General features: G+C 38.3%; 15 protein-coding genes. 11 read left to right on the top strand and 4 right to left on the bottom strand.

Going from position 1 to position 13,544, the window contains the following annotated elements:
- Positions 1 to 13 precede the first annotated feature (13 nt).
- Together CEF19_RS09250 and CEF19_RS09245 are read left to right on the top strand one after the other, a co-directional pair.
- Positions 14 to 1,642 (top strand): thiamine pyrophosphate-binding protein, encoded by a 1,629-nt coding sequence (locus CEF19_RS09250; protein ID WP_100405832.1) that lies wholly within the window; start codon positions 14 to 16, stop codon positions 1,640 to 1,642.
- A gap of 9 nt (positions 1,643 to 1,651) precedes the next feature.
- Positions 1,652 to 2,044, top strand: a complete 393-nt coding sequence (locus CEF19_RS09245; RefSeq protein ID WP_100405831.1) for a carboxymuconolactone decarboxylase family protein — start codon at positions 1,652 to 1,654, stop codon at positions 2,042 to 2,044.
- Between the two features lie 64 nt (positions 2,045 to 2,108).
- On the opposite strand, the gene CEF19_RS23115 is transcribed toward CEF19_RS09245, so the two are convergent.
- The gene (locus CEF19_RS23115; protein WP_157800924.1) at positions 2,109 to 2,267 is read right to left on the bottom strand and encodes a hypothetical protein; all 159 of its coding nucleotides are present in this window, start codon (positions 2,265 to 2,267) and stop codon (positions 2,109 to 2,111) included.
- A 100-nt stretch (positions 2,268 to 2,367) separates the two neighbouring features.
- Complete coding sequence (locus tag CEF19_RS23475; RefSeq protein WP_198510265.1) at positions 2,368 to 2,517, bottom strand: hypothetical protein; 150 nt, start codon at positions 2,515 to 2,517, stop codon at positions 2,368 to 2,370.
- A 356-nt stretch (positions 2,518 to 2,873) separates the two neighbouring features.
- On the opposite strand from CEF19_RS23475, the gene CEF19_RS09240 reads away from it, so the two are divergent.
- The 9 genes from CEF19_RS09240 to CEF19_RS09195 all read left to right on the top strand — a co-directional run bounded on the left by CEF19_RS09240 (position 2,874) and on the right by CEF19_RS09195 (position 12,695).
- Positions 2,874 to 4,622: an ABC transporter ATP-binding protein gene (locus tag CEF19_RS09240; RefSeq protein WP_100405830.1), complete on the top strand. Its 1,749-nt coding sequence runs from the start codon at positions 2,874 to 2,876 to the stop codon at positions 4,620 to 4,622.
- Positions 4,622 to 6,649, top strand: a complete 2,028-nt coding sequence (locus CEF19_RS09235) for an ABC transporter ATP-binding protein (RefSeq protein WP_100405829.1) — start codon at positions 4,622 to 4,624, stop codon at positions 6,647 to 6,649. Before CEF19_RS09240 ends, CEF19_RS09235 begins: the two co-directional genes overlap by 1 nt.
- Positions 6,650 to 6,787: 138 nt before the next feature.
- Positions 6,788 to 7,216, top strand: coding sequence for a GNAT family N-acetyltransferase (locus CEF19_RS09230; RefSeq protein ID WP_100405828.1), 429 nt, complete (start codon positions 6,788 to 6,790; stop codon positions 7,214 to 7,216).
- A 479-nt stretch (positions 7,217 to 7,695) separates the two neighbouring features.
- Positions 7,696 to 8,304, top strand: a complete 609-nt coding sequence (locus CEF19_RS09220; protein ID WP_100405826.1) for a DNA-3-methyladenine glycosylase — start codon at positions 7,696 to 7,698, stop codon at positions 8,302 to 8,304.
- 426 nt (positions 8,305 to 8,730) lie between these two features.
- A complete protein-coding gene (locus tag CEF19_RS09215) occupies positions 8,731 to 9,702 on the top strand; it encodes a hypothetical protein (protein ID WP_100405825.1) in 972 nt (323 codons plus the stop codon).
- The gene (locus CEF19_RS09210; protein ID WP_157800923.1) at positions 9,668 to 10,258 is read left to right on the top strand and encodes a GGDEF domain-containing protein; all 591 of its coding nucleotides are present in this window, start codon (positions 9,668 to 9,670) and stop codon (positions 10,256 to 10,258) included. Before CEF19_RS09215 ends, CEF19_RS09210 begins: the two co-directional genes overlap by 35 nt.
- 111 nt (positions 10,259 to 10,369) lie before the next feature.
- Positions 10,370 to 10,804, top strand: a complete 435-nt coding sequence (locus tag CEF19_RS09205; RefSeq protein ID WP_100405823.1) for an ureidoglycolate lyase — start codon at positions 10,370 to 10,372, stop codon at positions 10,802 to 10,804.
- Between the two features lie 51 nt (positions 10,805 to 10,855).
- Complete coding sequence (locus tag CEF19_RS09200; RefSeq protein ID WP_227521960.1) at positions 10,856 to 11,857, top strand: Gfo/Idh/MocA family protein; 1,002 nt, start codon at positions 10,856 to 10,858, stop codon at positions 11,855 to 11,857.
- A gap of 196 nt (positions 11,858 to 12,053) precedes the next feature.
- Positions 12,054 to 12,695 carry a ThuA domain-containing protein gene (locus CEF19_RS09195; protein WP_100405822.1) on the top strand — a complete coding sequence of 214 codons (642 nt, stop codon included), beginning with the start codon at positions 12,054 to 12,056 and terminating at the stop codon, positions 12,693 to 12,695.
- Between the two features lie 152 nt (positions 12,696 to 12,847).
- Here the strand turns inward: CEF19_RS09195 and CEF19_RS09190 are convergent, their stop codons facing one another.
- Both CEF19_RS09190 and CEF19_RS09185 read right to left on the bottom strand, forming a co-directional pair.
- Positions 12,848 to 12,970: an AgrD family cyclic lactone autoinducer peptide gene (locus tag CEF19_RS09190; protein ID WP_100405821.1), complete on the bottom strand. Its 123-nt coding sequence runs from the start codon at positions 12,968 to 12,970 to the stop codon at positions 12,848 to 12,850.
- Positions 12,954 to 13,544 (bottom strand): accessory gene regulator ArgB-like protein, encoded by a 591-nt coding sequence (locus tag CEF19_RS09185; RefSeq protein ID WP_100405820.1) that lies wholly within the window; start codon positions 13,542 to 13,544, stop codon positions 12,954 to 12,956. Before CEF19_RS09185 ends, CEF19_RS09190 begins: the two co-directional genes overlap by 17 nt.

Raw genomic sequence — 13,544 nt, 5'->3', positions numbered from 1 at the left:
AAGGTACGTGCTTATGCAGACTGTTGCAAAAATTTTAGTTAATCACCTTGTAAAGTGGGAGATAACCTATGCATTTGGAATTCCAGGAAAGCCTGTAACTCCTTTAATTTTAGAAATGGACAAGCAGGGTCTCACATTTGTGTTGAGTAAACATGAAAGTGGTGCTGGTTTTGAAGCGTCAGGATATTCTCTACTAAATAAGACACTTGGTGTTGCAGTTGGAACAGCTGGCCCTGGTGGAACGAATCTATTAACTGCAGCAGGACAAGCTTTAGCAACGAAATCCCCTGTTTTATTCATTACAGGACAGCCGCCAATTACCCAGATAGGCAAGGTACTTGGACAAGATAGCTCACTATTTGGGACAGATTTAGTGAAAATGTTTGATTGTGTTACGAAGTTTAGTGCCCGTGTGGATCGTGCAGAGCTGCTTCAACCTCTTCTTACCCATGCTGTTGAACAAGCATTGACTGGAAGGAGGGGGCCTGTACATTTATCGATTCCTCTTGATGTTTTAATGGAGGAGGTGGAAGTATTTGAACTCCCATTACCAGATTTCCATGCCCCTATTATTTCATCGAATATAAACCATGTCATGGAAGCCTTGGATAACGCTAAACGGCCAGTAATCTTAGTTGGATATGGAGTTCATGACCAAGGTTGTTATGGCGAACTTATCTCTTTTGCGGAGCAATGGCAAATTCCTGTTATGACAACGCCAGGGGGAAAAGGAACGATGCCTACTAATCATCCCCTGTCATTAGGACCATTCGGTCTGGGAGGACATTTAAGTACCGATGATTATTTAAGTGAAGGGGTTGACTTGATGATGGTTATCGGAAGTCAGCTTAGTGACCTAGAGACCCCAGGAATGGGCTCTTCCAATTTCCCTAAAAAAATCATTCATTTTGATGACGAGATAAAATTCATTGGAAAAGCAATCCCTGTTCCGACAGTTGCCGTTTTAGGAAATATTAAAGCAAATTTACGAGAATTGCTCGCACGAAGAGAGCAAATATCTGTTAAAAAAGAGTTACCTATAAAGATGAAAAAAACAAGCTTTGCTTCTTCAAATAAGAGTTCTTATTTATCTGGTCAGCAAGTGATGGAAGTAATGAGAACTAGGCTTCCTAGTGAAACACTTGTGTTTGGTGATGCAGGAAGTCATTCTTTTTATGCAATAAAGTATTTTGATATAGAGGAGCCAGGTACGTTCTTTTTTGAAGAGGTATTCGCGACAATGGGAAGAGCAATTGGGTATGCAGTTGGTGCTAAGCTGGCCAGACCGAAAACCCCGGTTGTTTGTCTTACGGGTGACGGATGTTTGTTTATGCACGGAACTGAAATATCAACAGCGGTCAATTATCAGGTCCCCGTAATTTTCGTAGTAATGAATAATGCATGCTTGGATATGGTCGACAAAGGAATGATGGCCCATTTAGGCAAAGCGGTGGGAACGACTTATGATTTTGCGTTAGATGCGGCAAAGTTCGGGGAATCGATGGGCGCTTTATCATTCCGTTGCCGATCGGAGGACGATTTGATAAAGGCACTCGATATGGCAATTGAATGTGATAAGACAGTTGTAATTGAAGTGATAGTTGATCCACAGGAACTGCCACCAACAATGAAACGAGGATGAGGTGAAAGAATGGACAAGCTGCAAACAAATGAACAAAGATACGAGAACGGCATGGAAGTTTTAAGGAAACTAACTGATGAAAACGGTATGAAGGCGATAGAAGGCATTCAGTCAATATTCCCAGACTTTGGCAATATGCTTGTTAGTTTTGGGTTTGGAGATCTTTATTCTCGAGATGGCCTTGATTTAAAACAGAGAGAACTTATTACCCTCACTTCGCTCATTAATCAAGGAGCTAATGAACAATTGCCCTTCCATATACATGCAGCTCTAAACGTTGGCTTAAAGCCTGAGGAGTTGCTAGAACTAACGATGCACTGTGCAGGATATGCTGGTTTTCCTAAGGCGGTCGGAGCGTTAGTTGTAATAGAACGAGTATTTAAAGAACGTAATCTTACTTAGAACAAATAAGGACCTAAAAGATGTCTATTCACTTTTTAGGTCCTTATGTAGTTGGCTGTAAATGTTACCTTTTATTTTGTTCTTGGTCCTTGGTATATTGTCTTTGAGGTGTCATATGCGAGAGTGCAGTCTCCGTAACCTCATTAGCTTCTTCGGCCTGATGTTGGTCTCTTTTAGCCTTTTTCTCTAACTGTTCTAATTGTTTTTGATTGTTTTCAAACATAGCGCTCACATCCCTTTTTCTTTATATTGATAGTATCAACAAAACTTGTGGAAACATGTGTTTAAATTGGTTTAGTAAGCCAGAACCCATTTCTACGTTATTATATCCCCTTTTCCTTATCACTATATTGTTCAGGTAACTTATTTTGGGCAAGGCGCTGCTTAACCTCATTGTAAGTTAAACCAGAATGATTATTGGCTTGTCTTACCTCTTCAATAATCGTCCCAGCCACTGTTTTTTTCTTGTACATTGTTGTCACTCCTTTCTTCTCACTTAGTTTCTACCAGGAAGACGAAAATCTATTCAAAAGAAAAAACTGTTGACAATATTAAATGGAAAAATATACAATATTAACAAATTTAGAAAAGAAGGGTTGCTATTATGGATAATCGAATTATGTCTTACAGAACTAAATATATAGTAGTGACTCATTTTTTAACTAAGTGTGTGTGATTAAACTTATTTTATTGGGGTCACAGGTTTGCACCTTCATCATTATTCAGTCGAAAGTGCAATTGTGCTCCGTGTGTGTTAAATAGTTTGAGACATCATGTGAGTAAAAGCATGATGTCTTTTTGGTTTGCTAAATGAAAGGGGGAGACATATATGTTCTCCGTGCTTTGGAAATTAGGTTGGTTTTTTAAGACATATTGGAAGCGTTACACTGTTTCGATTTCACTATTAATTTTAGCTAGCTGTTTGGATGTCATACCACCAAAGTTGATTGGCCTTGCCATTGATGATATGCATTTAGGTCAGATGACAACAGAACGTTTGAAAGAACTGCTTTTATTCTATGGTGGAATTATTGTTGTTTGTTATCTCATTACGTATGTATGGATGTACCAACTATTTGGAGGAGCCTTTTTAATTGAACGAATATTAAGAACTCGATTTATGAGACATTTGCTACAAATGACTCCAAACTTTTATGAAAAAAACAGAACTGGTGATTTAATGGCTCGTGCAACAAATGATTTGAAAGCAATTTCGATGACTGCGGGTTTTGGGATTTTAACATTAATTGATTCGACGGTATTTATGATAATCATCATTTTTGTAATGGGTATTTCAATCAGCTGGCAACTAACGTTAGCTGCATTACTACCACTACCACTCATGGCGGTAGCAATACGATATTTCGGCAAGCTCATCCATAAACGCTTTATGTTGGCTCAGGATTCATTCGGTGAGCTAAATGACAATGTGCTTGAATCAACAGCGGGTGTCAGAGTAATTCGGGCTTATGTTCAAGAGCAAGCTGACCATCAACGTTTTAAAACTAAAACGGAGGAGGTATTTGCAAAGAATATTGCAGTTGCAAAGGTTGATGCTTTGTTTGAACCAACAATTAAAATTCTCGTTGGGTTTAGTTATGTTATTGGGCTTGGGTACGGTGCTTACCTAGTCTTTTCTCAAAGGATTACACTCGGAGAACTAGTTTCGTTTAACATTTATTTAGGCATGTTGATTTGGCCCATGTTTGCAGTTGGAGAGTTAATCAATATCCTACAACGTGGAAATGCTTCTTTAGACAGGGTCAATGCAACGTTAGCGTATCCACCAGATGTGAAAGAACCGGAAAACCCAATTAATGTATCAATCCCTGAAGAGATAGTCTTTAACAATGTTACGTTTCACTATCCTTCGTCTAAAACAGCAAATCTTAAAGGCATTTCATTGTCGCTACGAAGAGGAGAGACGGTGGGTATTGTCGGGAAAACTGGCAGTGGAAAGACAACGCTAATAAAGCAGTTTTTAAGAGAATATAAGCTGGGAACAGGAAGTATTTTTATCTCAGGTGTTCCAATTGAAGAGATTTCCTTGGATAGAATTCAATCGTGGATTGGGTATGTTCCGCAAGAGCAAATCTTATTTTCCCGAACCATTCGGGAGAACCTCAAATTTGGCAAGGATGAGGTCAGTGAAAAGGAGATTGCCCAAGCATTAACTCTGGCTTCTTTTCAAGGAGATTTACATGCTTTACCTAAAGGACTTGACACCCTTGTCGGGGAAAAAGGAGTGGCTCTTTCAGGTGGACAAAAGCAACGAATCTCAATTGCAAGAGCCCTGATAAAGAACCCAGAGATCCTCCTACTTGATGATGCGATGTCAGCGGTGGACGGTAAGACAGAAGCAACGATTATTAAAAATATTCGCCGTGAACGCAGTGGGAAGACAACATTTATAACTGCACACCGATTAACGGCGGTGGAACATGCCGATTGGATTATCGTTATGGATGAAGGGGTGATAATCGAAGAGGGGACACATGAACAGCTTCTTGAGTTAAATGGATGGTATAAGGAGCAATATGAACGTCAGCAATCTAATACGTACGGGGAGGTGAGTTAATGAAAGAAAAGACAGGAAAACGATTGTTTCGATATGCATCGTTGTATAAACGAACAATTTTACTAGCTCTAGTAATGTTAACTATTGCTGTAGCTGCAGAACTCACAGGACCGTTTATTGCAAAGAAAATGATAGATGATCACTTAATGGGTATAGAGAATCCATGGGTTGAAGTGCAGAGTGATGATGAAAGAACTGTTTTTTACGAAGGAAGTTACTATAAGAGACTAGAACATACAGGAGCAGGAGAACAAGGAGAGAAGGAACTTCAAATTATTCAAGTCGGGCGTGGCTTTTATGCTTCTTCTAGGCACATTGAATTTGATGGCAACCGAACAATGGAAGGTACGACATTAATTATTAAGCAAGGAATTGATTCAGCGTCCTACGAAGTTAGCCAGTTAAGTCGACAGGAACTTTTTGCTTTTTACAAACCAGAAATACGTCCAATGATATGGTTGCTTGCTTTTTATATAGGGCTGCTTATTTTTGCTGCTTTCTTTCAATATGGAAAATCCTTATTACTTCAAACAGCAGCAAATCGAATTATTCAAAGGATGAGAATCGATGTATTTGAGCATATTCAAAAGCTTCCAATTACTTATTTTGATAACCGTCCTGCGGGTAAAATTGTTTCACGTGTAACAAATGACACGGAAGCAATACGTGAGTTATTTGTTAAAGTACTCGCAACGTTTTTTACAAGTAGTATTTATATGATGGGGATTTTTATTGCCCTATTCTTCCTTGATACCACCCTTGCAATGATTACGTTACTGCTAGTACCGATAATGATCATATGGATAATTCTCTACCGGAAATTTGCTTCAATGTATAATCACCTTATCCGCTCACGTGTAAGTGATATTAATGGAATCATTAATGAAGCAATTCAAGGTATGCCGATTATAAGAGCGTTTCGCCGTAGAGAACAAATGTCAACGGAGTTTGAGAAGTTAAATGATGAACATTTCACCTATCAAAACAAGCTTCTTCATTTAAACTCAGTCACATCCCATAATTTGGTGTTTGTCCTTCGTAATCTCGCTTTTGTTGCCCTAATTTGGTATTTTGGAGGTCAGTCAATAGGAGTCTCGGCAGCAATCTCAGTTGGAATGCTCTATGCGTTTGTTGATTACCTCGGTCGCTTATTTCAACCAGTTACAGACATTGTCAATCAACTCGCCCAATTAGAGCAAGCACGAGTGGCCTCTGTCCGTGTATTTGAACTATTAGATGAAGAGGTAGAAGAAAATAGAAAGATGACTGTTACACGCTATCAAGGGAACGTACGATTCGACCGGGTTTCATTTTCGTATGATGGAGCACATGATGTGTTAAAAGATATTAGTCTTGTAGCGAACAAAGGAGAAACCGTGGCTCTTGTTGGACACACAGGATCAGGAAAGAGTTCGATAATTAACCTCCTTTTTCGCTATTATGATATTGAACGAGGTTGCATCACCATTGATGGTCAGGATACGAAAACCATGAATAGACAAGAGCTTCGCAAACATATGGGAATTGTTCTACAAGATCCATTTTTGTTTACTGGAACAATCTCTTCGAATGTTAGCCTTGACAATCCAGTTATTTCAAAAGAGCAGGTAAAAAAAGCGCTACGTGATGTTGGGGCTGACACATTTATAGAGAAATTACCAAACCAATATAACGAACCTGTACTAGAAAAGGGAAGTACACTATCTGCAGGACAACGTCAGCTTATTTCCTTTGCGAGAGCTTTAGCCTATGATCCAGCTATCTTAATTTTAGATGAGGCAACGGCTAATATTGATACAGAAACAGAGGCAATGATTCAACACGCCTTGAATATAGTGAAGGAAGGCCGTACTACCTTTGTCATTGCGCATCGTCTATCGACGATAAGAAATGCGAATCAAATTCTTGTGCTAGATCGAGGCGAAATTGTTGAACGTGGAACACATGAGGAGCTAATAGCGAAGAAGGGGACATATTTTAGAATGCATGAGCTACAACAAGGTAAGCAGTCTGAAAAAGTAGGATGAGGAGAAAGTCTAATCTATCAGGTTAGAGTTTTTTAGCTATAACTGCTCCATACTCCTAAAAATAGGCGGAAAAACGGAAGGCACTTACATCTACCTTTGAATATAGTATTAGATAGAGAAAAAAAGAGGTGTGAGTGCATGCTAATTAGAAGATCGTCAAATGATGAGTTTGAGTTTATTCAAAGCCATAAAAGTCAAGTACAGCATGAGGCTACGATGGGGTATGTTAACGAATCAAATCAGCTTGAGATGGATCTTAACACACCATATCAAGGTCATTACTATGTGTTCGAACATCAATATACGGTACAAGGTTGGGTTTTACTCGGTGAGACAAAGGGTCCTTTTACAAATGATCAGTCAGGAGTTATTTTAGAGCTGTATGTTCTTCCTGCCTACCGAAAATACGGAGTTGGTAAGATGCTCATGAATTTTGCAATTGAACACTTTAAGTATCAAGGTTTAAAAAAAGTTCAGCTAAACGTTTTTTCTGGAAACCCAGCAAGAAAGCTGTACGAACGACTCGGGTTTCATGAGGTGGCATCGTTAATGGAAAGACCGATATGAAAATAAACTCTTACTAACATAAGGTTTAAACGGCTCTCCAGAAACTAATGGAGAGCTTTTTAATTTTAGAGGTTAATGCTTAACAAAGATTGCAATGGCAGGCCCGCCGGATTCGCTCGTTGCTTTACTAAGAAAATCTTAAGAAATACCATAATAAAATGTTAAGAATCTCGGTTTACAATGGAAATATTCTAACAGATTGAAACAGAGTATGCAGAAATGTTAAATCAATCAACGTTACAATTTCGTACAACATGTCCAGACACTCCAATCTTCGCATTTGTTGATGCTCAAAAAATTAGGCGTGTATTCGATAATTTGATTGAAAACAGCTTAAAATATGCGTTAGACCATACGAATGTTTCTCTCTCCATTCAAGTGATTGAAAACAAAGCGATCGTTACTCTTTTTTATAAATTAGTAAGGTCTTATTTTTTTCTTCACTTTATCCTGATAAAATGTTTTGTGGAGATGATTAAATGATAAATAAAATTCTACCGAAAATATTTTATAATCAACCAACGCTAGTGCTTGCTAAGTCGCTACTCGGGAAGCTCCTAGTAAAAGAAACCGATGAAGGCACAGTGGCTGGCTGGATTGTTGAAACGGAAGCCTATATTGGTCCGGGAGATAGAGCTGCCCATAGCTTTAATAATCGCCGCACAAAACGAACAGAGGTGATGTTCGGTGAAGCTGGTCATTTTTACATTTATCAAATGCATACACATCAGCTTGTGAACATTGTTAGTGGAGAAATGAACCACCCAGAGGCAATTTTAATCAGAGCGATTGAGCCGTATCTAGGAATAGATTTGATGTATATGCGGCGGGGGAAAGATAAAAGACTTCATGAATTAACGAATGGACCAGGGAAATTGGCGAAAGCAATGAACATAACGATGGATGATTACGGGAAGCGCTGTGACTTTGAACCACTTTTTCTTGCTGAGGGACAAAATCCACATTTGATTGAATCGGGGCCCAGAATTGGTATTGAAAATAGTGGAGAAGCCAAAGAATATCCTTGGCGTTTTTGGGTAAAGGATAATCGCTTTGTTTCGAGATTACCGAAAAAAAGCACAAAATAACAGGTGTTTCAATCGTATAATCGGGATGATTGTTTATAGGGAAGTGAGCATGTAGGGAGTGGATCTAACGGCTAACTACAAACATCAAATAGATTGAACACCATTTAACAGAATCAATCTCAATTGATGACTAACGAATGTGAATTCACGTGTTTCATGGTGTTAAACATGTTTCATGTGAAACAATTGAGGATTGTCAGGTGACAAAGTTTCGCCTTGAACTGAGCTGTATTTGAATACGGTCAATTTTAAAAGGTAAATCCACCTTTTAAAATCGGCCTTTTTTTAGCTTGTATTTGAGTAAGTTTTTCAACATAGTAAACAAAAAAGTCACCGCTAATAGAAAAGTCGTTGTAAAATAAAAGAACAATCTAAGTAAGTTTAACAACCGATTGGGAATGATCAGGGAGTAAAGGAGCAGCAACGATGAATTTATTTTTCTCAGTCATTATCTATAGTTTGCCGATGTATCTATATGTCTATCTAGCAGTTATTACGATAAAGAACAATCCGAAGAGTAGCAAACACCTAACTTCAGGATTAACTTATAGTTTATTATCGATTTGGTTTTTATTGTCGTTGTTACTTGCACTTGTGCCTAATCAATATGCTGAAACTATTATAGTTTATTGGATACTTCCCGTTATTTTACTTATTACTGTTTTAACATTTCATTTATGGCCCTTACATGACGGGGTTTATAAACGGAAATTCGCATGGGTATTTAAACTACTATTATCACTTTCAGTATTTCTACTTGTAACCTTTTACGTCGATGGTTGGATGGTTCGTGAGTTCATTTATACAGACTCGTCTTTTTCTATGCTTCCGGCAAAAGGTTTTTATGTGTACTGGGTCATTCTATTAACCTATTTATCTATTACTGCGTTTCTAATTATTCGCAAACTAAAAACAAACCCCAAGCTAGCAAAGCTATGGTTATTCGGTCTCGTTTTGTTTGTCGGTTGGACAACGTTAATGATTATTGGTTGGTTGGCAAATGATGGCCAATTCCAGATTTTTACTTACCTCTTGCCGCATGGGACGATTTTTTGGTCTTTAGCGATTTATACTAGTATGAGGAAATTTAACTTTCTCCCATCCTTTGAAAAGCGTTATAAGGTATTATTTAATCAAGCACCGCTAGGAATCTTAGTTTTGGATGAAGAGGCGGTTGTGCGCGAAGCAAGTCCACTTATTCTGCGGTATATTAAACCGAATGGGGAAATAAACGGGAGATGTATTTTTGATTATAGTCTGCCTGAGGGGAGGATTAAATATTTAGAGGAATATAAAGAAATTTTTCAGATGAGAGAGAAATTAAAGAATTTTGAATATCAATTTCATTCAATGCATGGGTCGTGTGCTGACATTACAGATAAATTCAGAATTTGTTGAATTTGATGATGAGCATTTAAAATTCTTAATGATTAGAGATATAACGGAAGTAAAAGTCGTGGAAGCTAAAATGCAATACCTAGCTTATCATGATCCTCTTACTGGTTTGTTAAATCGTTTGGTCTTACATTCCAAGTTTCAAGAGCTCATAACTATAGAAAACCCCTTTTCGATAGTTATGATTGATCTTGATAAGTTTAAAGAAATCAATGATACCTATGGCCACCAAATTGGGGATCAAGTCCTACAATACATCGCCAGCTTATTAAAGCAAGCTGGTGAAGAAACGGACTCTATTTATAGGATAGGAGGAGACGAGTTCCTAATACTTATTATTGAACCAGAAGGTAGTGTAGAGAAGGTGAGAAACTACATTGAGGAGAGTTTAAAACACTCTGTAACTTCGATCGTAGATACCCCACTGTCGCTCTCATTAAGCATTGGGGTTAGCCGCTATCCCGAAGACGGTACAAATGAGGATATATTAATCAAAAGAGCAGATGAAGATATGTATTTAACGAAAAGAACAAAAAAAGGTTCTTTACTAGAAAGGTGATAGTTTTACTTCTATATGCCTCGGTTTACTTTTTTGTTTTGGAAGGAAATGTAGTAGTGATTGAAGAAGAAGTAAACTAAAGCTGAAGTATGTATTGAGGAGGAGATACAAATGAATAATTTAACATTAAAAACCATTACAAAGGAAAGCTTTGCCCCATTTGGGGACGTAATAGAAGTAAACCGTCAATCTAAAGAGACCTTTCAAGTGATTTTAGCGGAAGAAGATGTAGCTGGATGGAGAATCGCTGTATCAAACCTGTCTGGACGAGGCATTGTTAAAAAGCTCGGAAGCCATCCGAATACAAGAGAGTCATTTGAACCAATGAATGGAATTGCCGTTATTATCGTTGCAGAAAAAGACTCACCAGAGGTTATTCATGCCTTTCTTTTAGATAAACCAATTTGCTTACATAAATATGTTTGGCATGCAACGTTAGCTCTCTCTGAGATTGCGGAGCTAAAGATTACGGAGAATGCGAGCAATATCGAGTCACTGCATCATACGTTAGACCAACCTGTTTCTATTGGATTAATTCAAGTTTAAGAAACGAAACTCGTGGAAAAGAGATGTAAAAAAGAGAGGATGGGTCTTCTGATGAGACAAAGACTACTATTAATTGGGCATGGAGGTATAAGCAAGCAGTACATTAGAGCATTTAAAATGAACCAAGAGGCTGAAATTGTCGGGGTAGTCGGTAGGAATCTCGAAAAAGTGAAAGCGTATGCATATGAACACAATATTAAGACATTTGGTACGGATATTAAGGAAGTAGTAAGACAGTCGAAGGCAACCGCGGCAGTTATCTGTACTCCGAATGCACTGCACTATGAAGGTGTCATGACAGCAGCAAAATTAGGTTTACATTGTTTGTGTGAAAAGCCACTAGATATTTCCCCGGAAAAGCAGGATGAGATGATCCAAGTCTGTAAGGATAATAAGGTCATTCTGGCGGTTTCCTATATGCGACGATTTATTAATCATCTTTTATTTATAAAAGATATAATCGCTGCTGGAAAACTAGGAAGAATAATGGTTATGGATGTAACGATAAAGCATTTTCGAGATAAAGAGTATTATCAGTCTTGGCATGGAACGAATGCTTTAGATGGGGGTGGCCCATTTCTTCAACAAGGAAGTCATATTGTGGATTTAGCACAGTGGTTATGTGATGGTTATAAAGAAGTATTAGCTGCAAAAAGATTTCAAGTCTACCATGATATTGAGACAGAAGATCACGGATACGCAATAATACAATATCAAAACGGTGCTGTTGGAATGATTGAAGCGTCTACTGCCAGTATTTCTTTAAAGAATGAGGGAATAGAAATCTCAGGTACAAAAGGATCCATTGCAGCTAATTATCAAGAAATAACAACGTTTGAAGTAGAGGGAATGGAGCTTCCATCCTTTGATAAGTCATTATCGGAAAATGAAGTATTATTTGAAAAGCTAGCTGTAGACTTTGTTCGTTCTATCCAGACGGGGACCCAGCCATTCGTAAACGGAGAAGCCGCAAAAGTGGCGACAGAGCTTATTACTGATATTTATAAAAAGTCAGGTGAACCATTACGTATCGTGCCAAGTAACGAAAGATAGGTATGAAAAATTATAAGAGGCTCCTGAAAAAGGTAAACCCAAACCTTTTTCAGGAGCCTCTAAGCGTCAGGACGATTAGGGAAGCGAGAAGGATACGCATATTAAACGGCTCGTTGTTCCTTCCAATTTAATGTACCCTGATGATAGTGAACCTAAAGAATAGGTCAAAAAGTAGAAAGGAAAGGAGTTGCTACGTGTGTCGAAGAGGATTGTTGCATTAGCTGGTGACTACTATCATGATGAGGCTCTTTGTCAGGAGGTCCTTGGATTGGTGACGGGGTTAATGGAGGGTGTTATTGTTGAATACATCACGACAGATGAATTAGTTGAACAGCTAGGTAGTAAACCGGATGCTGTCATTCTATTTAAATTAAATAAGATCCACCCTGACATCTCGGGGAATAAAGAGGTTTGGATGGACGATCAGATAGCAATGGCAATTAGTAATTATGTGAATCAAGGGGGAGCATGGTTAGCATGGCATTCAGGTTTAGCCTCGTATGAAGTCGCAAGCTATGTCAATATGCTTCGGGGGAAGTTTGAGTATCATCCAGAATTGTCGAAAGTGACCTACCTTTCAGAGAATAGAAATCCAATACTTAATGAAAAGGTCAGCTATGAAATTATTGATGAACATTATATGGTATCGTGTGACGCTAAAGAAACAAATGTATTTCTTCATTCTACATCCAAGGATGGAACTTCAGTAGCTGGATGGGCTCACTCCTTTGGTAAAGGGCGAGTATGCTGCCTTACTCCTGCACATCAAAAAGAAGGATTGTTTCATCCAGAAACAATAAATTTAGTTAAGCAGTCGCTCCAATGGTGTTTGCTTTAAAAGAATGCTGACAAAAACTGATAAATTCCGCCACTAGCTTGTTCTTCATTATCACTATTGGTATACTTTTACGGTAGTAGAATATTATAGTTAAAAACAGCTATTGCATAGCAGAAACTCTCTCAGTGGAGTGAGAGAGTTTCGTCAAAGGGTTATTTCGCCTTCTTTAAGCTTTCTGGTACGTTAGGTGCGTGAATCAGTGGGCTAGATGCGTTTACAAAGACAGTAGAGATACCAGCTGTCACTTTTGACAATGCTTTAGCTGTTTTTTTCATGGATTTCACCTCCTTTACTAGAAAATGTATTTAATTTATGGGTAAGCTTAATACCAGCGGGTGTCAATAATAAAGCTTGAAGCAATGCTCCAATGACAAGGCCAGTTTGGTCATATAGGAAGTAGATGACCAAGGATATAAGAACCCATAAAAGAGCAACCAGTTTCTTTTTTCGTTCCCACTTGGCTGAATGCTTCACTTGATGAGTTTCGTAGTAAGGGGCGAAGCATAATAGGTTAATCAAGATGATAGTTATATAAATAGTGATTAGAATGTTAGAGACAGGTAACCATACAAAAACAAACAACAAGGAAAAACTGGTTAGTGAACAAGCGAGCGAATGTTCGAGATGTGCTCCACCTGTGAGGATGCGAAGAAGCATGAATGAGAAGGCAACTTGAAGGGTCAAAAATGGAATATCAAGAAGCCAACCAGACATAATAATTAAAGTGAAAGTAAAAAGAAGGTTGAACAGGATAGTAAACCCGAAGACGAGTACATCATGTGGCTCTGTTTCGTCTGGGTTTGCTTTTTTTATGAAATCTGCAAAGACAAGGGCCCATCTTTCGAACAT

The sequence above is a fragment of the Bacillus solitudinis genome, from assembly GCF_002797395.1.
Classification (GTDB): Bacteria; Bacillota; Bacilli; order Bacillales; family Bacillaceae_D; genus Halalkalibacter_A; species Halalkalibacter_A solitudinis.
Note: the sequence above shows the minus strand (reverse complement) of the source record. Positions and strands in the feature narration are given on the sequence as shown.

Excerpts from the sequence above, each read along its gene's own strand:
- CEF19_RS09200 (WP_227521960.1), top strand. The coding sequence starts at position 10,856 with ATGAGACAAAGACTACTATTAATTGGGCATGGAGGTATAAGCAAGCAG.
- CEF19_RS09205 (WP_100405823.1), top strand. The coding sequence starts at position 10,370 with ATGAATAATTTAACATTAAAAACCATTACAAAGGAAAGCTTTGCCCCA.
- CEF19_RS09215 (WP_100405825.1), top strand. The coding sequence starts at position 8,731 with ATGAATTTATTTTTCTCAGTCATTATCTATAGTTTGCCGATGTATCTA.
- CEF19_RS23475 (WP_198510265.1), bottom strand. The coding sequence starts at position 2,517 with ATGTACAAGAAAAAAACAGTGGCTGGGACGATTATTGAAGAGGTAAGA.
- CEF19_RS09190 (WP_100405821.1), bottom strand. The coding sequence starts at position 12,970 with ATGAAAAAAACAGCTAAAGCATTGTCAAAAGTGACAGCTGGTATCTCT.
- CEF19_RS09245 (WP_100405831.1), top strand. The coding sequence starts at position 1,652 with ATGGACAAGCTGCAAACAAATGAACAAAGATACGAGAACGGCATGGAA.
- CEF19_RS23115 (WP_157800924.1), bottom strand. The coding sequence starts at position 2,267 with ATGTTTGAAAACAATCAAAAACAATTAGAACAGTTAGAGAAAAAGGCT.
- CEF19_RS09230 (WP_100405828.1), top strand. The coding sequence starts at position 6,788 with ATGCTAATTAGAAGATCGTCAAATGATGAGTTTGAGTTTATTCAAAGC.
- CEF19_RS09220 (WP_100405826.1), top strand. The coding sequence starts at position 7,696 with ATGATAAATAAAATTCTACCGAAAATATTTTATAATCAACCAACGCTA.
- CEF19_RS09240 (WP_100405830.1), top strand. The coding sequence starts at position 2,874 with ATGTTCTCCGTGCTTTGGAAATTAGGTTGGTTTTTTAAGACATATTGG.
- CEF19_RS09250 (WP_100405832.1), top strand. The coding sequence starts at position 14 with ATGCAGACTGTTGCAAAAATTTTAGTTAATCACCTTGTAAAGTGGGAG.
- CEF19_RS09235 (WP_100405829.1), top strand. The coding sequence starts at position 4,622 with ATGAAAGAAAAGACAGGAAAACGATTGTTTCGATATGCATCGTTGTAT.
- CEF19_RS09185 (WP_100405820.1), bottom strand. The coding sequence starts at position 13,544 with ATGTTCGAAAGATGGGCCCTTGTCTTTGCAGATTTCATAAAAAAAGCA.